Source organism: Zunongwangia profunda SM-A87, from assembly GCF_000023465.1.
Lineage (GTDB): Bacteria > Bacteroidota > Bacteroidia > Flavobacteriales > Flavobacteriaceae > Zunongwangia > Zunongwangia profunda.
Map to the genome: position 1 here is coordinate 1,012,575 of NC_014041.1, position 24,846 is coordinate 1,037,420.

Here is a 24,846-nt window from a genome sequence, read left to right on the forward strand (position 1 = left end):
TGTAGTAAATACGGGCTTTTGGAACAAATCCATAAATCCATTGCGTAAAAATGATTCGCAACAAAAAAATAAAATAAAAATAAAAAAGGCTTCGAATTTTCGAAGCCTTTTTCATACTATATGATCATTAATAGAATTATTTTCTATCGTTTCTTGGTTTGCGATCTTCACGTTTACCGTGTTCACGATCACCACCTTCTTTACGTTCTGGACGCTCTGGTCTTGGAAGTAAAGCTTTTCTAGAAACTTTTTCTTTTCTTGTTTTTGGATCTACACCAAAATATTTTACATCAATAACATCACCAAGGTTTACAACATCGGTCACATTATTTGTACGTTCCCAGGCAAGTTCAGAAATATGAAGTAAAACTTCGTTTCCTGGAGCTTCTATATACTCTACCACTGCACCAAAATCCAGAAGTTTGATTACTTTAACTTCGTAAACACTTCCTTTCTCTGGTTTAAAAGTGATGGAATCGATTTTAGCAAGAACTTTATCGATACCTTCCTGACTGGTACCAAGAATTTCTACAATACCTTCTTCTGTAACAGGATCTTCGTTAATAACGATTTCTGTTTTTGTTTCTTTTTGTAGTTCCTGAATTACTTTACCACCTGGCCCAATTAAAGCACCTATATAATCTCCAGGAATTCTTCTGGTAATAATTTTTGGAGAATGTGCTTTTACATTTGCATTTGGTTCAGCAATCGTATCGGTTAATTTTTCAAGAATATGTAATCTTCCATCACGAGCCTGCTTAAGTGCCTTTACTAAAATTTCGTAGGAAAGTCCTTTAATTTTAATATCCATCTGGCAAGCGGTAATACCATCTGCAGTACCGGTAACTTTAAAGTCCATATCCCCTAAGTGATCTTCATCACCAAGAATATCAGAAAGTACAGCGAAATCTTCGCCATCAGAGATTAATCCCATAGCGATCCCTGAAACTGGTTTTTTTAGCTGAATTCCCGCATCCATTAGGGCCATTGTACCAGCACAAACAGTTGCCATAGAAGAAGAACCGTTGGATTCTAAGACTTCAGAAACGACACGCACTGTATAAGGGCAATCTGAAGGGATCATTCCTTTTAATGCTCTTTGTGCAAGGTTACCGTGACCAATCTCTCTTCTGGAAGTACCTCTAATAGGATAGGCTTCACCGGTAGAGAAAGGAGGGAAGTTATAATGTAAGTAGAAATTTTCTTCACCTTGTTGAGTTGGAAGATCTACCTGATTTGCTTCTCTAGAAGTACCTAGTGTTACGGTAGCAAGCGCCTGGGTTTCCCCTCTGGTAAATATAGAAGAACCGTGTGGAGAAGGTAAATAATCTACTTCACACCAGATGGGTCTGATTTCAGTAGTTTTTCTACCATCTAAACGAATTCCTTCTTTAAGAACAACGTCTCGTACTGCTTTTTTATGAGCATCACTAAAATAAGAACTAATAAGTTTTTGTTTCTCTTCAAGTTCTTCTTCAGAAAACATCGCTAAAACTTCTTCCTTTAAATTAGAAATAGCTTCGCTTCTTTCGTGTTTGGTGCTTCCCTGCTTAGCGACATCGTAAGCTTTCTGGTAAACAGCATCGTATATTTTTTGTTTTAAATCCTCGTCTTCTTCGGTAACTTCATACTCGCGAATCTCAGTTTTTCCAGCAGCTTTTCTCAATCTTGTTTGAGCTTCACACTGAACTTTAATCGCTTCATGAGCAAATTTGATGGCTTCTGCCATTTCTTCTTCAGAAATTTCATCCATCTCACCTTCAACCATCATTACAGAATCTGCGGAAGCTCCAACCATCATATCAAGGTCGGCTTTTTCTAGCTGTTCAAAACTTGGGTTGATAACCAGTTCTCCGTCAATACGTGCTACTCTAACTTCTGAAATTGGAGTTTCAAAAGGAATGTCTGAAACCTGGATAGCGGCTGAAGCAGCTAAACCAGCCAGAGCGTCTGGCATTACTTCAGGATCATGAGACATCAACTGAATCATTACCTGAGTTTCGAACTTATAATCTTTAGGGAAAAGAGGTCTTAATACACGATCTACTAATCGCATTACAAGAATTTCTTCACTACTTGGTCTTGCTTCACGCTTAAAATATCCTCCAGGAAATCGTCCTGCTGCAGCAAATTTTTCCCGATAATCTAATGTTAAAGGGAAAAAATCCATCGTAGTAGGTGTGTAAGATGATACTACGGTACATAAAAGCATGGCGTCTCCCATTCTAACAACAACAGAGCCGTGTGCCTGTTTTGCCAGTTTTCCGGTTTCGATCGAGATTTCTCTTCCATCTCCAAGATCGATAACCTCTTTAAAAGTTTGTGGAATCATAAATTTTGAATATTTGATCTGAATAACTTCACCAGATCTATTTTGTTAAACAAAGGTCTTTCCGTCTTTATCTGGACGGCCAGGAGTTGTGTTGTTGTCGTTGCAGGCAGACCAATGAAAAACTACCCTTTTTGGGTGACAATTTCTAAAATAGGAGTCATCCTAAATTGTAAAGAACTTATTTTTGGGTATTTACAGCTACCCAGACTGTATAAAAAAAGGGGGCAAAAAGCCCCCTGAAAATTATTTTCTTAATCCTAGTTCCTTAATAATGGCACGATATCTCATGATATCCTTTTTCATTAAGTAATCAAGAAGGCTTCTTCTTTTACCTACCAATCTTACTAGAGAACGCTCTGTATTAAAATCTTTACGATTACTTTTTAAGTGATCAGATAAGTGAGAGATTCTGTAAGTGAATAATGCAATTTGTCCTTCAGCGGAACCAGTGTTGGATTTTCCTTCACCGTACTTTTCGAAGATTTCTTCCTTCTTTTCTTTAGTTAAATACATTCCAATATTATTTAAATGATTTTTATGTATTGACAGCTTTTCTGTCAGGCCGCAAATGTACTACTTTTTTGTATAAATGCTATTTATTCTTGGAATTTTATTGCCACAGGGCAAGGGATATAATACTGTTTTCCTATTCACTAATGTTTAAAAAGGGTTCCAAATGTATATCTCTTATTCTTGCCTTGATATTCTTTGTTTTTATTGCTTTTAAGCTCTTACCGGTTGATTTTGGATAAGATCCAGGTAAAGATTTACTTTATTCTTAAGTTCAGATCTTTTAGTGATAAAATCTAAAAACCCGTGTTCTTTCAAAAATTCTGAGGTTTGGAAATCTTTTGGAAGGTCTTTACCTGTTGTGTCCTTAACGACACGAGGTCCGGCAAACCCAATAAGTGCGCCAGGTTCAGAAATATTAATATCCCCTAACATCGCAAACGAAGCGGTCGTTCCTCCCGTGGTAGGATCTGTACATAAAGAAATATAAGGAAGTTTAGCTTCAGCTAATTGCGCTAATTTTACTGAAGTTTTAGCTAGCTGCATTAAAGAAAGAGCAGCTTCCTGCATTCTGGCACCACCAGATTTAGAAATGATCATAAAAGGCAGGTTGTTTTTGATCGCATAATCTGCAGCTCGTGCGATTTTTTCACCTACCACAGAACCCATAGAACCTCCAATAAATTTAAAATCCATGCAGGCAATAACAAGTTCTTTTCCTTTAGATTTTCCTACGGCTGTTCTTACGGCATCTTTAAGTCCTGTTTTATCCTGAGCTGTTTTTAAACGATCAGTATATTTTTTGGTATCCTTAAAGTTAAGCGGATCTTTGGCAGAAAGTCCTTTATCTAATTCTTTGTATTTGTTGTCATCAAAAAGAATCTGGAAATATTCGTTACTCCCTATTCTTACATGATATCCGTCTTCAGGACTTACATAGAAATTGCTTTCTAATTGTTCTGCATCAACGATTTTTCCGGTTGGGGACTTATACCATAAGCCTTTAGGAACATCCTTTTTCTCCTCAGTAGGGGTTTGGATACCTTTTTGTGTTCTTTTAAACCAAGCAGCAGCCATAGTATTTCAGGTTTTTATCTCTTCCGTTCAATCAGCTTCATTTACGAAAGAGCAATTAATATCAAAAAATAAAAAAACAGCTGAAATTAGATAATCTCAGCTGTTCGTTAAGCTTATTCTTATAAAGTATTTACATTGTTAAGATCTTCGAAAGCTTTCTTTAAACGAGCTTTAAAAGTTAGTTCTCCTTCACGTACCCATTTTCTTGGGTCATAGTACTTTTTGTTAGGAGAATCTTCACCATCAGGGTTACCAATTTGCGAAGCAAGATAATCCTTGTTGTCGCTCATGTAATCTCTAATTCCTTCCAGGTATGCATATTGAAGATCTGTGTCGATATTCATTTTAATCACTCCGTATCCAATAGCCTCACGAATTTCTTCTACTGTAGACCCACTACCACCATGGAAAACAAAGTCGATGTGGTTTTCTTCAACATTGTATTTTTTTGTGATGTATTCTTGAGAGTCTCTTAGGATAGTTGGTGTAAGTTTTACGTTTCCAGGTTTGTAAACTCCATGAACGTTTCCAAAAGCAGCAGCGATAGTGAACTGGTCACTAACTTTGCTTAATTCTTCATAAGCGAAAGCTACTTCCTCTGGTTGTGTATATAATTTGGAAGCATCAACATCACTGTTATCAACTCCGTCTTCTTCACCACCGGTAATACCTAACTCAATTTCAAGAGTCATTCCCATCTTGCTCATACGCTCAAGATATTTTTTACAAATCTCAAGGTTTTCTTCCAGGGGTTCTTCACTTAAATCGATCATGTGAGAACTATAAAGTGGTTTTCCGGTTTTTTCGAAATGCGCTTCGCTGGCATCCAGTAAACCATCAATCCATGGTAAAAGTTTTTTGGCACAATGATCTGTATGCATAATTACGGTAGCTCCATAAGCTTCAGCTAATGTTTGTACATGTTTTGCACCGGCAATACCGCCAGCGATTGCAGCTTTTTGACCTTCGTTAGAAAGACCTTTACCACCATTAAATTGTGCACCTCCGTTAGAAAATTGAATAATAACAGGAGAATTTAATTCAGCAGCAGTTTCTAATACAGCATTAATACTGCTTGAGCTAATTACGTTTACAGCAGGAAGAGCAAAGCCTTTCTCTTTAGCGTAATTAAATATTTCTTGTACTTCTTTTCCGGTTGCTACACCAGGTTTAATGTTGTGACTCATAATTTAAGTTGAATTAGGTTTACAAAAATAATAAAATAAACTGGCTTAGAAAGGATAATTGATCCCAACATTATATACTGCACTACCAAAATTATATTCTTTAAACCATCTGTTACCTAATACTCTGGCAGGATTGTAAGTTTTAAAACCAATGTCAAAACGAAGGATAAAGAAATTAAAGTCGTAGCGTAAACCAAAACCAGAACCTACGGCAAGATCCTGCAGGTCTGCAAAAGACGTAAAGGTAGAAGCATCGTCTTCTACTATATCAAGTACATTCCAGATATTGCCTATATCAACAAAAAATGCACTATTTAAAGATCCAAAAAGATTATAGCGGTGTTCAATATTAAACGCTAGTTTCATGTTGGCTTCATTAAATTCATTACGTCCTCCACTGCTCCCCGGTCCAAGGTCATAGGCTTGCCATGCGCGATTATCATTAGGGCCACCGGCAAAGAAACTTCGGGTAAAAGGGATGCTGTTGGCGTTTCCGTAAGGGATAGCGACCCCGCCAAAAGCTCTAATGGCAAAAATGTTATCATGCCCCAAATCCCAGTGTTTGATAAAATCGACTTCCGGTTTTACATATTGTGAAAAATTTACGCCTAAGATATCGTAATTGCCATTTTGATTTTTATCCAGATTGGCAATACCGGCTACTGCCGATAAAAAGTTTCCCGCAGTTTCAATTTTAAAACGAAATCGGGTAAACTCGCGGTCGTAAAGATTATCTTTTGTATTCCATAAATACGTATAGTTAGAAGCGAAAATTAAATTGTTTTCTGTAAGTCGTTGTTTTCTTTCCCCAATATTTCTAACGATCTGCGATTGTTCATTGGTTAATCCTGTAGTAGCGCTACGATTATTCTGAATATCATTTATAAAGGCATCAGCGCCATTAGGAATGGTAAGATTTCCGTTACCGTTTAAATATGCGGGATCAGTAACCACATTCACAGAGTTTACAACTTCGTTTAGATCCTGATACGAGCTGCGATAGACATTAAAATAATTAGCAGCATTAAGGTTTCTTACGTATTGAATATCCAGCAAATCAAAACTGTTTGAAAGCTTTCTGGAAGGGGACCATTTATAATTCAATTCTCCTGTAATGTTTTGTTTATCAAGCCCAATATTGGTCTGTGTGCTTACCCCAAGACTTAAAGAGGTAAACGGAGACATATATTTTGGAATAAATCTTTCGGTATTAAAGGGTAAAAATATCCTGGGAAAACTTAGGCTTACGTCCGCTCCAATTTCGGTAATATCAAAAAACTGATCCTGGTTACTGGAAGTTACAGCATCTTTAGAAGATCCTACGCTACCCCGGGCCGAAATTTCGAAATTTTCAGCACCACCAAAAACATTTCGTATTAATAAAGAACCTCCAAAACCAATTCCAAATTGCTGGATATTGGACTGAGAAACGTCAAAATTGAACCCTAACGAATATTTTTGTTGCGGAGTTAAGAAAATATTGGTAATTAAATCGGTGCCGGTGCTATCTGCCGGGTCTGGCATGTACTGGATATTAGGATATTTAAAAACACGATAAGAATTTAGACGGTTATAAGTACGGGTGCGATCAATATCACGGTAAATTCGCCCGGGCCTTATAAAAATAGCATCAGTAATAGCATCGGGTTTAAAATCCAGCTCGTCATAGGAATATAGATAATAACCACCCTTTACCTGTGCACTATCTAAAAGAGGTTTATTTTTATTTACAAATTTATAATCGGTAATAATGTTTACCCTACTAATTTTGTGAATTTTAAATGTTTTTTTTACCGTATCTTCTTCACTAGTTGGTAAATCACCAATAATAACGCTGGTATTTACATTGTGATTAGTATTAATGGTATCAGCATCAAAACTTATATATTCCTGTTCGAAATCATAAATTCCATTATTTCTGAATAGGGTAGTTAAACGATCTCTTTCGGCATTAAAATCTAAGGTTTTGTATTGTACGCCAGATTTTATGAGTGAGTTTTGGTCGTGTTTCTTATAAATAGAATCCAGTACAGGAGAACTAATCCTGGTTTTTATAGAATCGATATCATAAGGCGTTCCAGTCTCTACAAAATATTCAACACGGGCACGTTTTTCTTTATTTAAAGGGATTACCTCAGATTTGGTTTCTACGTTAAACCAGCCATTATTCCAGTAATAAGATTTCAATTTTTCTTCAGAATCCTGAATGTCTTTACTTCGAACTGTCACCGGTGCTTCACCGGTTCTCTTAATCCAGGCATTAAAATCTTTTTTATTTTGGATTAACTGGTCAAATTGTTTTCTAGAGAGCCGGTTTACCAGCCTCCTGAATTTGACGGAGTCCTGAATATATTTTTTATTTAATACCGAATCGATATGGGGCCTGGCCAGGTTGTAAAAGTGTAAACGTAAAGGAATGCCAAGTAAACGGGTGTTGGGCTCTTTGTCTAATTGGTTGTAAATATTTGCCTGACTAATTTTATCACCATTTACAAAAATTTCGTTTTTCTCTAATAGTTGCTGGTTCTCGTCTAAGCGTTTTACCGCATCACACGAAAATATAAAAAAGAGAACTAAAAAAAATAATGATATTTTTGCGAAAAGCCTTTTCAAACATTAGGTTTTAAAATGATCAAAAATACATTTTTTGGATGGTTAGTAAAAGCCAAATTAAATTAATAACGAGCCTGGGTCAAAAAAAGTACCGACAAAAAAATGGACTTTTTGTGGCTGAAGGAATCAAAGTAATCCGGGAGCTTTTAAATTCTGATTTTCGATTAGACAAACTATTTGCTTCTGAAACCATTTTTGATATTTCTAAAGATCAGTTTGTTTTGACTGAGGAACGCGATTTAAAGAAAATCAGTTTTCTTAAAACACCACAAACAGCTCTTGGGCTTTTTAAAATTCCGCAACAAAACCTTGGAGTTTTAGAGGATCTAACTGTCGCCTTAGATGGCGTACGTGATCCTGGAAATCTGGGTACAATAATTAGGCTTTGCGATTGGTTTGGGGTTAAAAATCTGGTGTGTAGTACAGATACGGTAGATTGTTTTAATCCAAAAGTAATCCAGTCTACCATGGGGTCCATCACCAGAGTAAATGTGGTTTATAAAAACCTTTCTGAATTTCTACAATCTCAGGATATAGTGAGTTACGGTACCTTTATGGATGGTGAAAATGTATATCAAAAAAGGCTTCAGCAAAAATCTGTTTTAGTTTTAGGAAACGAGGCTAATGGAATTAATCCGGAAATTGAAAATTTGATTTCAGAAAAAATCAGTATTCCACAATTCGGAAAATCTCAAGAAACCGAAAGTTTAAATGTAGCAACAGCTACAGCAATTTTCTTAAGTGAATTCCGCAGAAATTAACTTATAACCCTAAATTTTATGACTGGGCTTTCTTGCATTCAATTTGAAATTGGTAAAAAGAAAGGTTCCAATTTTAAATCTGGGGGTTTGGGCCAGTGATTATAATTTTCTTCTGAAAGAAGTTTGTTATCGAATCTTATTGAAAAGTGAAATTTAAAAATATGGCCCGGGTGGTCATTTTATCAATATTGCCGGTAAACTGACTATTTGGAGTGTCATCACGAACCAACTCATCGTTAAAACCAAACACGCCGCGAATAGAAGGCGTGAATTTAAAATAATAAAGATAGAAATCAATACCAAAACCAATTTCCCAGTTATAATTATTAGTCGTCATTCTAAATTGCCCATCGTAATTATCATCGGCTTTATCTTCATTGCTGGAAAGATTAGCCGAATAAGAAACTCCACCAATTATAAAGGGCCTAAAATTATTTAAACGATTCGTATTGATTTTTAACAAAAGCGGTACGTGAATATAGGTAGAATTAATCTCCCGATACCTGTTTTCTTCATTTACACCATTTCCTAAAGGAAAATAAAAACCTCTGGAAGCAAAATTTACGCCCGGTTGTAATCGTAAATCAAGATTTTTGTGAAGTTTTAAGTTTCCTAAAAGGCCAACGTTAAAACCAATATTTCGCTGTATGCCTACCTCACGGCCGGTACGAGGACTAGGGTCATACTCATCATACTTAAAGTTGAAATCATAAGTGTTGAAACCAAGAAAATAACCCCAGGACCACCGTTTATTGTCGATATCTACACTTTGCTGAACTTTTTCTTTAGAAAAAAGCTGTGCCTGCGTCTGTGTAAACGAGAATAGAATGATGAGTAGTAAGAAATATCGTATCATACAATTACCTTGATAATTACTTCGATGCATTATAAATGGTTGCAACTCCTAAAGTTTGTGGATTACTTGCTACAGATATAAACCCAATTTTCTTTAAAATATTGTTGAATTTTTCTCCATATGGAAATTCGGCTGCACTTTTACTTAAATAGGTGTAGGCTTCTTTGTCTTTAGAAAATAATTTTCCGATAGTTGGTAAAATAAAACTGCTATAAAATTTATATCCTTGTTTAAATGGAAATTTAGTAGGTACCGAGGTTTCCAGTACTATAAATAATCCACCTTTCTTTAGTACCCGGTAAATTTCTGATAAGCCAAGTTCCAGTGTTTCAAAATTCCGAACCCCAAAAGCTACAGTGATGACATCAAAAGAATTGTCATCAAAAGGTAAAGCCTCAGAATCTCCCTGGATCATTTCGATCTTGGTTTGCAGGTTTTTGGACATAATCTTTTTACGTCCTACTTTTAGCATGCCTTCAGAAAGGTCTAAGCCTACAATTTTTTTTGCGTTAGCAGCTTCAGCGATCTGGATGGCAAGATCTCCGGTACCTGTAGCGATATCCAAAACAGTCTCTGGCTGGTGATCTTTGGCCATTTGTACCACTTTTTTTCTCCAGCTCACATCGGTTCCCATAGAAATAACCCGGTTTAAGCCATCATAATTTCCAGAGATATTATCGAACATTTGTTCTACCTGCTGCTTTTTGCTTTGAGAAGAACCTTGATACGGAGTTACTTTTTTGCCCATTTTTGCAATTTTGGATCAAAGATAAGTTTTATAGAATAATTTGTAGATAAACATTTCTGAATTGTTCTTATCTACTCAGTTTTAGGTTTATTTAAAAATAACTTACATTTGCTACTTCTTTACAATTTGAAGCTGTTATATGAAGATAATTATCGCCGGCGCAGGTGAAGTGGGCTTTCATTTAGCTAAATTACTTTCTTTTGAATCTCAGGACATAACCCTAATCGATCCTAATCGGGATAGATTGCAGTATGCAGATACGCATTTAGATATTCGTACCATAAAAGGGGATGCAAGTTCTATTGCGATTTTAAAGGAAGCACAGGTAAAATATACCGATATGTTGATTAGTGTGACTTCTAGCGAGGCGACTAATATTACGGTATGCGTACTGGCTAAACAGCTTGGTGCAATGCGAACGATTGCCAGAATTTCGAATACTGAATTTTTAGAGAAAAAAGAGGAAATTGGTTTTACTCAATTTGGGATAGACGAATTAATTTCTCCGGAAGCTTTGGCTGCAAGAGAGATTGGTTTGTTATTAAACCAGTCGGCTTTTAACGATTCTTATGAGTTTGAAGAAGGTGCTCTAACCATGATCGGGTTAAGTTTATCCAGAACGGCCCGTTTTGTGGGGAAAACGGTAAAAGAAGCGGCTAGAATTTTTCCGCAACTTAATTTTGTACCTATTGCCATCCAACGTTTTGGAACGCAGTATACCTTGATACCTCGTGGTGATACCCAATTTAAAGAAGGTGATCAGGTATATTTTATTACCCTAAAAAGCGGGGTAGAAGAACTCTATAAGCTTACCGGGAAAACCAAACAGGAAATTAAAAGTGTAATGATCCTGGGAGGGAGTAAAATTGGAAGAAAAACCGCCAGGGACCTATGCCGAAATAACTTTAACGTAAAGTTGGTAGAAACCAGTAAAGATAAAGCTTACGATCTTGCTGATGAATTGCCGAACACTCTGATTATTCATGGAGACGGTCGAAATGTAGAATTGCTGGAAGAAGAGAATATTCACGATATGGATGCTTTCATTGCAGTAACCGGTAATTCTGAAACCAATATTATGTCTTGCCTGGTGGCAAAATCTAAAAGTGTAAAAAAGACTATCTCTTTAGTTGAAAATATGGATTATTTTCAGCTAAGTCATTCTATAGGAATCGATACCTTAATTAATAAAAAACTGCTTGCGGCTAACAATATTTTTAGATATATAAGAAAAGGAGAAGTGGTGGCGATGACAAAGCTTAACAATATGAATGCCGAGCTTTTGGAATTTATTGTTAAGCCGGGGTCTCAGGTAGCCGATAAAAAAATCAAAAACCTGGATTTTCCAAGATCAGCAATTATTGGCGGGATTATTCGCCATGGCGAAGGGATCATCGCCTTGGGCGAGTTCTTAATTAAACCTGGCGATCGTATTGTTGTTTGCTGTCTTCCAAGATCTATTAAGAAGGTTGAAAAATTATTCCTGTAATGCCAAAATTAAACTTTAAGGTCATTTTGCATGTTATGGGACTGCTGTTAATTTGTAACGGTGGTTTTATGTTACTGTCTGTACTTATTAGTTTTATTTATAAAGATGGGGTTACCCTGGGAATGTCTGCTGCCGCTTTAGTGACGTTGCTTATTGGTACGCTACTTATGTTTACTACCCGTGGACACAGAAAAGAATTAAAAGTTAGGGAAGGCTATATTATTGTAAGTTTTGGATGGATCTTTATGGCGCTAAGCGGATCTTTGCCTTATGTAATGACCAAGGCTATTCCTGATTTTACCAATGCTTTTTTCGAAACCATGTCTGGTTACACTACTACCGGGGCTTCGATTTTAAACGACATCGAATCGATACCCAAAGGAGTATTGTTTTGGCGAAGCTTAACCCATTGGATTGGAGGGATGGGAATTATCGTTTTGGCGATAGCAATATTACCACTGTTGGGGATAGGAGGAATGCAGTTATTTGCTGCAGAATCTCCCGGGCCAAGTGCCGACAAGCTAAAGCCAAGAATTACCGATACCGCAAAACGATTATGGCTGATTTATGTAAGCTATACCGCTGCAGAAACACTGTTGTTAATGCTTGCGGGTATGGACTTTTTTGATGCCATAAATCATGCCTTCAGTACCTTATCTACCGGAGGCTTTTCTACCAAAAATGCCAGTATGGCTTATTGGAATGATAATCCAATGATCCAGTATATTATCATCCTATTTATGTTTTTAGCGGGTAGTAACTTTGTAATGAGTTACTTCGCGTTTAAAGGAAGAGTACAACGCGTACTACAGGATGATGAGTTTAAGTGGTATTTCTATTTTGTGGCTGCTTTTACAATCATATCATCCTTAATTGTATATTTTCAGGCAGATGTTTCGTTATCATCCATAGATCATCCAATGATTTGGGGCGAAGGAGAAAGTGCATTTAGACATTCGTTATTTCAGGTGTTAACAGTAATTACTACCACAGGATTCGTGTCGGCAGATTTTACGATGTGGACCCCTTTCCTAACCATTTTTTATTTTGGAATGTTCTTTCTTGGTGGTTGCGCCGGGAGTACCGCAGGTGGGGTAAAAGTGATGCGTCATATTATAATGATTCGTAACGGATTGATCGAATTTAAGAGAACCCTTCATCCCAATGCCATCTTACCGGTACGTTTCAATAAAAAGTCTATTAACAGTGGTATTGTATTTAATATTCAGGGATTTTTTATTCTTTATATGTTGTCTTTTATTATTGGGGCTGTGGTTTTAGCGGCTTTAGGTTTAGATTTTGAAACTGCTATTGGTGGCGCTGCATCCTCTTTAGGAAATATAGGACCTGCTTTTGGAGCGCTTAGCCCGGTAAATAATTTTGATTTATTACCTGATTTTGGGAAATGGTGGTGCTCTTTTTTAATGCTTATAGGAAGGTTGGAGCTGTTTACAGTTTTAATTATTCTTACTCCGTTTTTCTGGAGAAATCGCTAATCGGTATGTAATAATTTAGATAAGATATTCAATATAGATTAAAAAAAAACCGGCGCTTGGCCGGTTTTTAAGTTATAGCTAAATAGAATCAAATACCCGTAAGTATTAATAGGTAAACTTTTTGGCAATTTAAAATTATCCCGATAATTATTAGTACTTGGTTATTTCAGCTTTTTGCAGTGTCAATAAATTTATTCAGTTAAAACTGACTTTATTCTTTTTAATGCTTCTTCTATTTGTTCTTCGCTGGCCGCGTAAGAAATTCTAATACATTCAGGGTTTCCAAAAGCATCACCGGTAACAGTAGCAACGAGAGCTTCTTCTAATAAGAACATCGAGAAATCTGTTGCATTGTTGATCGTATGTCCTTTAATGGTTTTACCAAAGTAATGCGAGATATTGGGAAAAACATAGAAAGCACCTTCAGGCTCTGTCGTTTCGAAACCTTCGATATCATTTAGTAAATCTATGATGAGTTTTCTTCTGGATTTAAAGGTATCTATCATGTAGCTAATCTTGCTAACCGGAGCTTCCAAAGCAGTAATCACTGCTCTTTGAGCAATACAGTTAGCTCCGCTGGTTACCTGTCCCTGTAATTTGTTACAGGCGCGTGCAATCCAGGCAGGAGCTCCAATATAACCAATTCTCCATCCCGTCATGGCAAAGGCTTTTGCAACTCCATTCACGGTAACGGTACGGTCATACATATCCTCAAACTCGGCCATGGAAGCATGTGCGCCAATATAGTTAATATGCTCGTAAATTTCATCACTTACTATGATGATATCTGGGTGTTTTACCAAAACATCAGCTAAAGCTCTAAGCTCTTCTTTAGTGTACACCATACCACTTGGGTTACACGGTGAGCTATACCAAAGCATTTTTGTTTTAGGGGTAATAGCTGCTTCTAGTTGCTCTGGAGTCATTTTAAAATTAGACTCTAGTGTGGTAGGAACTTCAACAGGGACACCTTCTGCAAGTTTTACGATTTCAGCATAACTAACCCAGTAAGGACATGGTAAAATAACTTCGTCACCGGCATTAAGCATCGCTAAAGCTACGTTGGCCAAAGATTGTTTAGCTCCTGTAGAAACTACAATCTGAGGGTGCGTATAGGTTAAGTTATTGTCTCTTTTGAATTTAGTAATAATAGCATCCTTTAGTTCTACATAACCATCTACCGGGCTGTAAGAGTTATAATTATCGTTAATAGCCTGGATGGCGGCATCTTTAATAAAATCTGGTGTATTAAAATCTGGCTCTCCCAGTGAAAGCCCGATAATATCTTTACCTTCTGCTCTTAATTCACGCGCTTTCGCTGCCATTGCCAGCGTTTGCGAGGTTGCTAAATTGTTAATCCTGTTAGAGAGTTTTTCTTGCATTTTAAAATGATTAATAAATAAGTATTAAGACGATATTGCAGGTTTTGTCCCCATTTCTTTTAAATATTTAAAATGGGCAATAATCGCTGCGCGTGTGGTTTTGTATTCGTTGTATGGCAAATTACATTCCCTGGCGGTCTCTTTTACGATCTCGGCAATTTTTGAATAGTGAATATGACTAATATTTGGGAATATATGATGCTCTACCTGGTGGTTTAAACCGCCAGTGAACCAGTTTACTATTTTATTTTTGGTTGAAAAATTTACCGTGGTAAATAATTGATGGATCGCCCAGGTGTTTTTCATAGAACCGGTGTCATCTGGTAATGGCATATCGGTCTCTTCAACAACATGAGCCAATTGAAATACAATACTTAAAATTAATCCGGCAGTATAGTGCATTACAAAAAATCCGATTAAAATTTTCCACCAGGCAATCGATAAAATAAGCATGGGAAGCATGATCCATACCGAAACATAGATAAGTTTTGTAATAGCAACAGTGCTCCATTGCTTTATGGGGTTAGGCATTTTTCCATAAGAAAGTTTTCTTTTAAGATACCTTTTTGTTTGTTTAAAGTCTGTGGTAATGGCCCAGTTAAAAGTTAAAAGACCATATAAGAAAATAGAATAATAGTGCTGAAATTTATGGAATCTTCGCCATTGGGCATGTTTAGAAAAACGAATGATTCTACCGGCATCTAAATCTTCATCATGGCCGTGAATATTGGTGTAGGTGTGATGAAGCACATTATGTTGTACCTGCCAGTTGTATACATTCCCGGCAAGAATATAAATCGTGCCGCCCATAAATTTATTTACCCATTTTTTAGAAGAATAGGAGCCGTGATTGCCATCATGCATAATATTCATGCCAACGCCGGCCATCCCCATTCCCATAACAATGGTAAGCAAAAGCATCCACCATTGCGAGATGTTTAAAGTGAGGATAAGAAAATAAGGTGTTAAAAACATGGAAAACATGATGGCCGCCTTTAAGTGCAATTGCCAGTTTCCTGTTTTTTTTATATTATTTTCTTTAAAATAATTGTTTACTCGCTTGTTTAGGGTTCTAAAAAAATTGGCAGAATCCTTTCGCGAAAATCGTATATGTGGTTGTGATAAATCCATTTTTATTTTTAATCTATAGTCAAAGGTAAAATATTAAACTTTCGAAACGAATTAAATAGCCACTTTAATACTAAATTTCTAATTTTGTTTAAAAATTAATCAATTGGAATTAATCAGGAAATATTTTGACGGACTTAGTCCAGAGCAAATTACTCATTTTGAACGCTTAGAAGATCTTTATAAAGACTGGAACCTTAAAATTAATGTGGTAAGCAGAAAAGATATCGACGAATTGTACCTGCGACATGTATTACATTCTCTAGGGATTGCTAAGGTTCAGAAATTTAATCCAGGTGCGCATATACTTGATGTAGGCACTGGTGGTGGTTTTCCTGGTATTCCAATGGCTATTCTTTTTCCTGAGGTAAGTTTTCATTTAGTAGATTCTATAGGTAAGAAAATGAAAGTGGTAGAAGAAGTTGTTGAAGGTTTAGGCTTGCAAAATGTAAAGACTACGAATGACCGTGTAGAGAATATCGATGGACATTACGACTTCATTATCAGTAGGGCAGTGGCGGCTATGCCTACATTTGTGAGATGGACTAAAGGGAAAATTGCTAAAAAAAGCACTCACGAATTAAAGAATGGAATTCTTTATTTAAAAGGTGGAGATTTAGCTGAAGAGCTCGCCGATTATCAAACGGCAAAAATCTATAATTTAACCGATTATTTTGAAGAAGATTTCTTCGAAACCAAAAAAGTAGTGCATTTACCATTAAAATATAAAGGCTAAAAAAGTGAAGTGGAAGCTCCACTTTTTATACTAATTATTCTTATTGTTAAAAAAACTCAAAACATGAGCTATACAGTAGTGATAATTAGCTTTTTTGGATATTGAAAATTCTTAATTTCTAACAAACTTCAGATTAGTTACGCCTTTTTCCGTATATATTTTTAGAATATATACCGCCGAACTCATTTTGCTTTCCATTGGAATGTATATTTCTGAAATAATAGGGATATCATAAAATGCTTTTATTAGACTTCCGTTAATGTTATAAATTAATAGTCTTTTAATCTGGATTAACTGTGGGTTTTCCAGATAGACACTTTGCTCTTCTGATAGATATAGCACTTTGAAGTTTCCTGTAATTTCTTCTTCGCTCTCTTCATTATTTTCCTCTTCTGGAATCTCTGGCTTCTCAGGATTTTCATCATTCTCACCAATATCTTCATTATCATCATCGCCTGTTTCGTCGCTGTCGGGATCTTCTTCAGCTGTTTCTTCCGCGTCAGGATCTTCAGTTTTTTGGAAAGTTATGGCGAAGCGATTTTTGTGATAGCCACTATCAATAGTGGCAATATATTTTTCTGCTTTTAGGTCATAATAAGTACTGTCTTTACGATCTAAAAGGTAAATTTCTTTTTCGGAAGGAATGTTTTCAAGAGAGTCAATTTCAATATAAAATTCATTATTCGACAAGACTATAAGTCCAAGGTCGAGCACACGATCATCATTAAAGTCTGGTATGCCCTGAATCACAAGTGGCTGATCTTCCATTAGCCAGAACATATCTTCCTTCTGGCGATCGTAAAGTGGAGCATCGTACCCTAGATCAAATCCAAAGCTTGCGTTTTTATCAGCGCCTACAACGATTTGTCTATTAATGCCTCCAGGAGATTTAAAGTTTAATCGAATTTTCTGTCTTTCGTCTGCCTTTACTTTTACGCTTGCATTAAGTGTTTTTAGAAAAACATTCTCTGGTTTTAAAAATTGTGATTCATTTGAAACACTTTCTTTAGCAAATATTCTTTGGGCATTTCTAAAAAGAATATCACCCTGGCTAATGTTGATGTTGCTATTGGCAGTATTTAAATAGCTGTTTACAAAAAATCCCTGTCCTACCGGGATATATTTTCCCGGTATTCGTTTACTTTGAGAATTATTCGCATTAATTCTTTCGTCTGTAGCAACAGCCGGTACACTTCCTATTAAGTTTAAGGTCGCATAGCCGCCAACATAATCCTTTAAATAATGTGAATTACTATCGCCAAAATGATCCCAAAAATATATAGCTCCATTAAAAAGGTTTTTATCCCCTGTGGCACCATTAACAGTATTTTTATCCAGATTATCAAGAATAAATTGTTCTGCATCTAAAGCTGAGGGATAAGGATTACCAATCAGGAAAATTTCATTAGGTTGAATTTCTAATGTTATATTCCCATTATTAGGGAGCCCATTAAATGTATAATTCTGTAAAGTAGAAATAGCTACAGAACCAGAGGTTCCTTTCATCGTATAACCCTCACCAGTGCTTAGTTTTGTATTTTGGTTTATTTGTTCCCATCCTGAATATCTTGGGACCTGGTGAAATCTATTTAGCCAATAAGTGCTTATTCTTTTTGGTCCAGTATAATTTCTGGAGTCAGCCCAGGTGTGTTGTCTGTTAAACGAAATTTCCTGGATATTATCGGGATCGGTACCGTCTTTTAAGATTTCCCCGATGGTGAATCCCGAGTTTATTGAATTTGTACTTACAGGAGAAGACCAATAGTTGTAGTTATAAGAATTCGCTGTGCCTTGTTGGTCTTTTTGAATGCTTCCACTACTATTGGGATCGAGTACGCTTCCTTCGGTTTGGATTAATTGAGATTCTCCATTTAAGTCTATAATTCCGTCCAGCTTTAAATAGTCGGTTACGATTAATGGGTTGCCGGTCCCTCCTTTGGGTGGATTTGTTCCCATTATATTTAGAGTTCCTCCATTTGAAATTAATCCTAGCAATTGTAAAGGTTTTGTAGAAGTCGCATAAGGATAGAATATATCCTGAGAAATTTCTACAATATTCCAGTCTATAGTCGTTTCTCCATCAATACCATAACTTCCGGGAACTTGCCAAACATTCCTTTCTGATATTTTTGAATCGTTTATTGTAGGAGCCAAAAGCCATGTAGCCGGATTTGTCCAGTCTTGATTTTCTTCACTAAGAACATAGGGGAGGGGCGCAGTGTTATCCTGGGTAGTGGTAATATTTCTGATAAGACCATTGCTGTGATTGCCGGTTATTTCAGGAGTTAAACCTTTAGTAATAGCTTCAGGGTCACCTTTTAACTGATAATATGCTTCGATATCGGACCATTTTAGATCCCCGGGTACATCAACAGGTAGTAAATTTCCTCGTAAGGGATTACTGGCAACTGCAATACGTTGATTCATTAAAAATCGTAGCTGTTTTTCTGTAAGGCTTTTGTTCCAGATTCTTAGTTCTTCAATCCAACCATCAAAATAATTAGAAGGAGTATCCTGATTGGCGCTATCAAAAATAGCACCGATAATAAACGGAGAATTACTATTGCCAGGAGCACTACCGCTTTTATTTGCTAAAAGAATACCGTCTACGTATAACTTCATATTCTTTTCCTTATACATTACGGCGATATGATGCCAGACTCCTTGCTTCACCTTATGTGAGGTTGAAATAGAATTATCATTCCATCTAAACGTTGGGGAGCCGGAGTTAATGATCAAATCATAGCCTCCTATATTTAGGTTTTGAACATCTCTTTTTGAAATAATGGTTTTTAAGCCGATATTACTTTCAGATTTAATCCATGCTTCAATGGTAAACTCTGTTTTATCCTGCATATTAAAAGAGTCACCTAACAAAATATGATCGTCTATTCCATCAAAATCGAGCGTATTGCAATTAGCTGATATTTTTAGATTTAAGTCTGCATAACTTGAACAGTTATCATTGGATACGGTCCATCTTAACGTATATTCTCCTTCATCACCTATAAATTTGGTGAAGGGGTCGCTAGGATCTATAAAATTATAATTTGAGGGACCATTGACTACACTCCATCTGCCAGTTCCAAATTCCGGTGTATTCGCTTCTAGTGTTGTTTGAAAATAACCGCATCCTAAAGTTTTGTCTTCTCCAGTGATCGCCTGGGTTAATTTTTCCGGTTCTATGATACTGATTGTTCGGATAGCCTGACATTGATTGGCATCAATTACGGTAATTGTATACTCTCCAGGTTCAAGATTATTCAGTGTTTTTGAGGTTGATCCGGTTGCATCATTCCATAAATACTCATAAATGGCAGTTCCGTTCTCAACTTTGGGTGTACCACCTGTAGGATTTACCGTCACCGTTGCTTTATCACCGGGACAAACAGGCTGCTGAATTTCAAACTCCATGGTAATCGGCTCATCAGGCTGCGTAATAACCACTGATGGGATTTTAAATATCGTTCCTTCGGAATCCTTAACCCAAACATCATAAGAACCGGCCTTTAAGATTTCAAATAAATTTTCCTTTTGATAACCCGAATTAGCATTGGTGATACTATAACTGTAAGGAGCTCTTCCTCCCGAAGCTTGTACCTTTATAGTTCCTAATTCAGAATCAAAACAATCTAACTGATTGGGGGTGGCTCTGGCGTAAAGGGGAGTAAAAACAATTTCCTGGTTATTAGTAGAGAAGCATTTAGACTTGCTGCTTTGTCCGCAGGCATTTTTGCTATTGTTGGAAAAGGTCAGATAAATATTATCAATCGAAACTTCGTCACCACACTGGTAATTAATAGGTATCGTACGAGCATTAATGGGGATTCCTTCTTTTTCATAAAAACAACCAAACTCTCTTATTATTTTGGTTTCGCCAGTTTCTAAACTTTTAACGCTATAAGTGAATTCTGTATATAATGAGTATCTAGTTGTATTTTGATCAAGTTGAACATAAATATATTTCTGATCTCCGTTATTACAATTTTCTGATGTTATTTCTGTGCCTGAAGCATCACCAATGTAATATCCAGAAATACCAAAATCGTTAGAACCGCAATTGTCTACATAACATTCGCCTACATATTGTTGGTATATAAAATCACGACTAAAACCTTGGGCATCGGTAACCGTTAAAGTGATGTTTCGGTTACCTTCTGTAGGATAGGTAACCCTGTGAGATCCTATTCCGGTATTGGTGGTGTATGTTCCATCTGAGTCGAAATTCCAACTATAAGAATATGGAGGCATACCTCCATAGGCCGTACCATTTGCTACTTCAAAATAACTAACACGTACATTATTTTCCCCTTCACATATGGAAGTCGGTAAGATCTCTGCTTTTAAAATCTCATTAACCACAACATCCACAGTCTTACCACAACCGTTTTTGTCAAAAACGCTTAGTTTATAATTACCGGCCGCCAGATTTGTTGCTTTTTTTGTAGTAGCTATGACCATAGAATTACCGGCAGCTCTCCATTCATAGGTGTAACCAGGAGTTCCTCCACTGGGGTAAGCCTCTGCAGTACCTGTTTTAGAGTTAAAAACAGTAGTTCTGGTAGTGTTTACAGTTACATTTACTGCAGCGTCTGGCTCGTTTATTTTAATATCATTTGCTATTAATTTTTCACAATCTGTATTATTTTTATCTCTTATTTTCAAGGTATATGATCCTGGTTTTAAATTGTTAAAAACAGCTGAATTAAACCAGTTTTCACCATTATCAATACTATATTGAAAAGTTTCACTGCCTCCGGAGGCTCCTTTAAATTCAATTCTACCTGAGTCTTCCTGATAACAGTTAACATTAGTTTTATTGTAATTAGAAATAAGTTCGTCTGGTTGATCTATGGTAAACAGTTGCTGAATACTACAGGCATTTGCATCTTTTATAAAGAGCGTATAAGTACCAGAGCTCAGGTTTGAGAAGTTCTTATCTGTTTGAAAATTAATGTTATCAATAGAATATTCATATGGGGTGGTGCCACCATTAACGTCTCCTACGGTAATTTCTCCATTTGAAGCTCCATAGCAATAGACATTGGTTATCGATGGAGCGCTAGCTTTAAGATCTTCAGGTTGTGAGATTTGTATAGTCTGACTAATTGTACATCCATTGTTGTCAAGGATGCTTATATTGTATACGCCAGAAGATAAATTACTAAACTTTTTATTTGTTTGGTAATTAGTGCCATCGATCGAATATTGGTATGGTGTTATTCCACCAGATACTCTTCCAATTGTGATACTTCCGTTACTTCCTCCAAAACAGGAAACGTTTTCTGAAGAAAGTCCAGACATACTTAGTTGTGTGGGCTCTTTAATGATAATATTTGTTGAAATAGAGCAATTATTTGCATCGCGAACATATAGCGTATAATTCCCTGCTGTAAGTGAATTAAATTCGGTATTAGAAGAAAAGCTAGTTCCGTCTAAAGAATATTGATACGGCGCCGTTCCACCAGAAACAGTATCCGCTGAAATTGATCCGTCATTTCCACCAAAACAAGAAACATTTTCGGAATTTGGTGTTGTCATAGCTAATTGCTCTGGCTGTGTAATTTCGATATTTGTTGAAATAGAGCAATTATTTGCATCGCGAACATACAGCGTATAATTCCCTGCTGTAAGTGAATTAAATTCGGTAATAGAAGAAAAGTTAGTTTCGTCTAAAGAATATTGATACGGTGCTGTCCCACCGGAAACAGTACCTGCTGAAATTGATCCGTCATTTCCTCCAAAACAGGAAACGTTTTCTGAAGAAAGTCCAGACATACTTAGTTGTGTGGGCTCTTTAATGATAATATTTGTTGAAATAGAGCAATTATTTGCATCGCGAACATACAGCGTATAATTCCCTGCTGTAAGTGAATTAAATTCGGTATTAGAAGAAAAGCTAGTTCCGTCTAAAGAATATTGATAAGGTGCTGTCCCACCGGAAACAGTACCCGCTGAAATTGATCCGTCATTTCCACCAAAACAAGAAACATTTTTGGAGATTGGTGTTGCCATAGCTAATTGCTCTGGCTGTGTAATTTCGATATTTGTTGAAATAGAACAATTATTTGCATCGCGAACATACAGTGTATAATTCCCTGCTGCAAGTGAATTAAATTCGGTATTAGAAGAAAAGCTAGTTCCGTCTAAAGAATATTGATAAGGTGCTGTCCCACCGGAAACACTGCCAGCAGAAATAGTTCCGTCACTTCCTCCAAAACAGGAAACCTTGGTGGGAGAAAATGATTCAAGAATAAATTTGTCTGGCTGATTAATAACAATTGATTCGATACCGGTATTTCCTGAGTCGTCGGATACTGATATGGTATAAGATCCGGTTTTTAAATTTACAAGATCTTTATTTGATGAAGAAAAAGAATTTGGTCCAGTCCATTGATAAGTATAGTTGCCGCTACCTCCAGATACTTCAATATCAATACTGCCATTATTAGCATTATGGCAGGTCGCATCTTTTGATGAAGATGTGATAATAAGGTCCTCTTCCAATCCGAAAGATTCAGATTGGTTGATTAAAGAAAGCGCTAAAAATAGCCCTAAAATTATGATGGCTCCAGGAAAAGTAGTTTTCTTCATAGGCAGATACCTTTAAAACTTTTCTTTGTAGCTATCTTTAAGTAGTATAAATTATTTTCAAAGATGCTTAGGGCACTCAATTTTCTCTTATCATTATTCATCTTAGCAAATCTAATATTTTTTTACAAAATATCGATAAAGTGCTGTTTTTTAGCGATGAAAGTTTTTGTTTTTAGTTTTATTGTCTTAATGTTTATTATTAAAGTCTTTATTGTTAATTCTATAAATAAAAAAAGGCTACAATAAGTAGCCTTTTAGAATAAGTATCTTTATGAAAGACTATTCTTTCATAAATGGATATTTATAATCAGTTGCAGGAACAAAAGTTTCTTTAATTAAACGAGGAGATATCCAACGCATTAAATTAAGTTTAGAACCTGCTTTATCGTTCGTTCCACTAGCTCTTGCTCCACCAAATGGTTGTTGGCCTACAACAGCTCCGGTCGGTTTATCATTAATGTAGAAGTTACCTGCCGCATTTTGTAAAATATCTGTAGCTCTCGCTGCTTCGTAACGATCGCCAGAAAATACCGCTCCAGTAAGAGCATAAGCACTCGTGTTATCTACGGTATGAAGCGTTTCTTCCCATTTTTCATCTTCGTAAACATAAATAGTTACAACAGGACCAAATAGCTCTTCTTCCATAGTAGTATAGTGAGGATCTTTTGCTAAAACAACTGTTGGTTCTACAAAATATCCTACAGATTTATCGTAATTACCCCCAACTACAATTTCTGCATCATCATCTTTTTTTACTTTCTCTATATAAGAAGCTAATTTATCAAAAGATCGTTCGTGAATTACAGCAGTAAAGAAATTGGTGAGATCTTCTGGAGATCCCATTTTAATTGATTTTACATCTTCTACCACAAAATCTTTGATTTCTGGCCATAAACTTTTTGGAAGGTAAACCCTAGATGCTGCACTACATTTTTGTCCCTGAAATTCGAATGCCCCTCTGGTAATTGCAGTAGCAACCTGTTTAGGGTTAGATGTTGGATGTGCGATGATAAAATCCTTACCGCCAGTCTCGCCAACAATTCTTGGGTATGACTTATATTTATGAATATTATTACCGATTTTAGCCCAAATATTTTTAAAAACTTCTGTGCTTCCTGTGTAGTGAATACCGGCAAAATCTGGGCTTTTTAAAACCGTATCTGTAATCATTTCAGGATCTCCCATAACCATATTTATAACTCCTTCTGGGACTCCTGCTTCCTTAAATACATCCATTAAAACCTGTGCAGACATCATTTGGCTATCACTTGGCTTCCAAATAGCAACATTTCCCATTAAAGCCGCACTAGTAGGAAGATTACCAGCAATTGCCGTAAAGTTAAATGGTGTTACAGCGTAAACAAAACCTTCTAATGGTCTGTATTCAACTCTGTTCCAACATCCATCAGAAGAGTTTGGTTGCTCATTATAAAGCTCTGTCATATACTCCACGTTAAAACGTAAGAAATCACAAATCTCTGCAGCCGAGTCAATTTCTGCCTGAAAAATAGTTTTTGATTGCCCTATCATTGTTGCCGCATTCATCTTTTGGCGATATGGGCCAGAGATTAGATCTGCAGCTTTAAGGAACACAGCAGCTCGTTGTTCCCACTCTAACTTTGCCCATTTTTTACGAGCTTCTAAAGCAGTATCGATTGCTTTTTCAATATGTTTTTTCTCAGCTAAATGATAAACTCCACATTCATGTTTATGATCGTGAGGTGGATTTATAGTAGCTGTTTTTCCGGTCCTGATTTCCTCAGAACCTATGTAAAGTGGTACATCAAATTTAGTGTTGTACAACTCTTTATATGTTAATAATACTTCTTCTCTTTCTGGTGTTCCCGGAGCGTAAGTTTTTACTGGCTCATTTACAGCTTTAGGAACGTGAAAAAATCCTTTTCCCATGTTATTGTTTTTCTAGTTTTTATAGGTTT

General features: G+C 36.3%; 15 protein-coding genes. 4 read left to right on the top strand and 11 right to left on the bottom strand.

Annotation, left to right across the window (positions count from 1 at the left end; all coding sequences use genetic code 11):
- Positions 1-136: 136 nt before the first annotated feature.
- The 5 genes from ZPR_RS04460 to tamL form a co-directional block, all read right to left on the bottom strand.
- Positions 137-2,332, bottom strand: coding sequence for a polyribonucleotide nucleotidyltransferase (locus tag ZPR_RS04460; protein WP_013070427.1), 2,196 nt, complete (start codon positions 2,330-2,332; stop codon positions 137-139).
- Positions 2,333-2,575: 243 nt separating this feature from the next.
- Entirely contained in the window at positions 2,576-2,845 is a 270-nt protein-coding gene (gene rpsO / locus ZPR_RS04465; protein ID WP_013070429.1) for a 30S ribosomal protein S15, read from the bottom strand.
- A gap of 210 nt (positions 2,846-3,055) precedes the next feature.
- Entirely contained in the window at positions 3,056-3,919 is an 864-nt protein-coding gene (gene accD / locus ZPR_RS04470; protein ID WP_013070430.1) for an acetyl-CoA carboxylase, carboxyltransferase subunit beta, read from the bottom strand.
- A gap of 119 nt (positions 3,920-4,038) precedes the next feature.
- Positions 4,039-5,106, bottom strand: a complete 1,068-nt coding sequence (gene fbaA / locus ZPR_RS04475; RefSeq protein ID WP_013070431.1) for a class II fructose-bisphosphate aldolase — start codon at positions 5,104-5,106, stop codon at positions 4,039-4,041.
- A gap of 45 nt (positions 5,107-5,151) precedes the next feature.
- The gene (tamL, locus tag ZPR_RS04480) at positions 5,152-7,719 is read right to left on the bottom strand and encodes a translocation and assembly module lipoprotein TamL (RefSeq protein WP_013070432.1); all 2,568 of its coding nucleotides are present in this window, start codon (positions 7,717-7,719) and stop codon (positions 5,152-5,154) included.
- A gap of 38 nt (positions 7,720-7,757) precedes the next feature.
- Here tamL and ZPR_RS04485 point away from each other — a divergent pair, with 38 nt between their 5' ends.
- Positions 7,758-8,480, top strand: coding sequence for a TrmH family RNA methyltransferase (locus ZPR_RS04485; RefSeq protein ID WP_041578673.1), 723 nt, complete (start codon positions 7,758-7,760; stop codon positions 8,478-8,480).
- 136 nt (positions 8,481-8,616) lie between these two features.
- On the opposite strand, the gene porT is transcribed toward ZPR_RS04485, so the two are convergent.
- Positions 8,617-9,336, bottom strand: coding sequence for a type IX secretion/gliding motility protein PorT/SprT (gene porT, locus ZPR_RS04490; RefSeq protein WP_013070434.1), 720 nt, complete (start codon positions 9,334-9,336; stop codon positions 8,617-8,619).
- A 16-nt stretch (positions 9,337-9,352) separates the two neighbouring features.
- Entirely contained in the window at positions 9,353-10,084 is a 732-nt protein-coding gene (ubiE, locus tag ZPR_RS04495; protein ID WP_013070435.1) for a bifunctional demethylmenaquinone methyltransferase/2-methoxy-6-polyprenyl-1,4-benzoquinol methylase UbiE, read from the bottom strand.
- A gap of 139 nt (positions 10,085-10,223) precedes the next feature.
- On the opposite strand from ubiE, the gene trkA reads away from it, so the two are divergent.
- On the top strand, positions 10,224-11,573 hold the full coding sequence (gene trkA / locus ZPR_RS04500) for a Trk system potassium transporter TrkA (protein ID WP_013070436.1): 1,350 nt from the start codon (positions 10,224-10,226) through the stop codon (positions 11,571-11,573).
- Positions 11,573-13,069 carry a TrkH family potassium uptake protein gene (locus tag ZPR_RS04505; protein ID WP_041578674.1) on the top strand — a complete coding sequence of 499 codons (1,497 nt, stop codon included), beginning with the start codon at positions 11,573-11,575 and terminating at the stop codon, positions 13,067-13,069. Before trkA ends, ZPR_RS04505 begins: the two co-directional genes overlap by 1 nt.
- 191 nt (positions 13,070-13,260) lie before the next feature.
- Here the strand turns inward: ZPR_RS04505 and ZPR_RS04510 are convergent, their stop codons facing one another.
- Both ZPR_RS04510 and ZPR_RS04515 read right to left on the bottom strand, forming a co-directional pair.
- The gene (locus tag ZPR_RS04510) at positions 13,261-14,451 is read right to left on the bottom strand and encodes a pyridoxal phosphate-dependent aminotransferase (protein WP_013070438.1); all 1,191 of its coding nucleotides are present in this window, start codon (positions 14,449-14,451) and stop codon (positions 13,261-13,263) included.
- Positions 14,452-14,475: 24 nt separating this feature from the next.
- Positions 14,476-15,582 (bottom strand): fatty acid desaturase family protein, encoded by a 1,107-nt coding sequence (locus ZPR_RS04515; protein WP_013070439.1) that lies wholly within the window; start codon positions 15,580-15,582, stop codon positions 14,476-14,478.
- 103 nt (positions 15,583-15,685) lie between these two features.
- Between ZPR_RS04515 and rsmG the strand changes: the two genes are divergently transcribed.
- Complete coding sequence (rsmG, locus tag ZPR_RS04520; protein WP_013070440.1) at positions 15,686-16,315, top strand: 16S rRNA (guanine(527)-N(7))-methyltransferase RsmG; 630 nt, start codon at positions 15,686-15,688, stop codon at positions 16,313-16,315.
- A 111-nt stretch (positions 16,316-16,426) separates the two neighbouring features.
- Here the strand turns inward: rsmG and ZPR_RS04525 are convergent, their stop codons facing one another.
- Positions 16,427-22,909, bottom strand: coding sequence for a LamG-like jellyroll fold domain-containing protein (locus ZPR_RS04525; RefSeq protein ID WP_013070441.1), 6,483 nt, complete (start codon positions 22,907-22,909; stop codon positions 16,427-16,429).
- 279 nt (positions 22,910-23,188) lie between these two features.
- Entirely contained in the window at positions 23,189-24,817 is a 1,629-nt protein-coding gene (gene pruA / locus ZPR_RS04530) for an L-glutamate gamma-semialdehyde dehydrogenase (RefSeq protein WP_013070442.1), read from the bottom strand.
- Positions 24,818-24,846 lie beyond the last annotated feature (29 nt).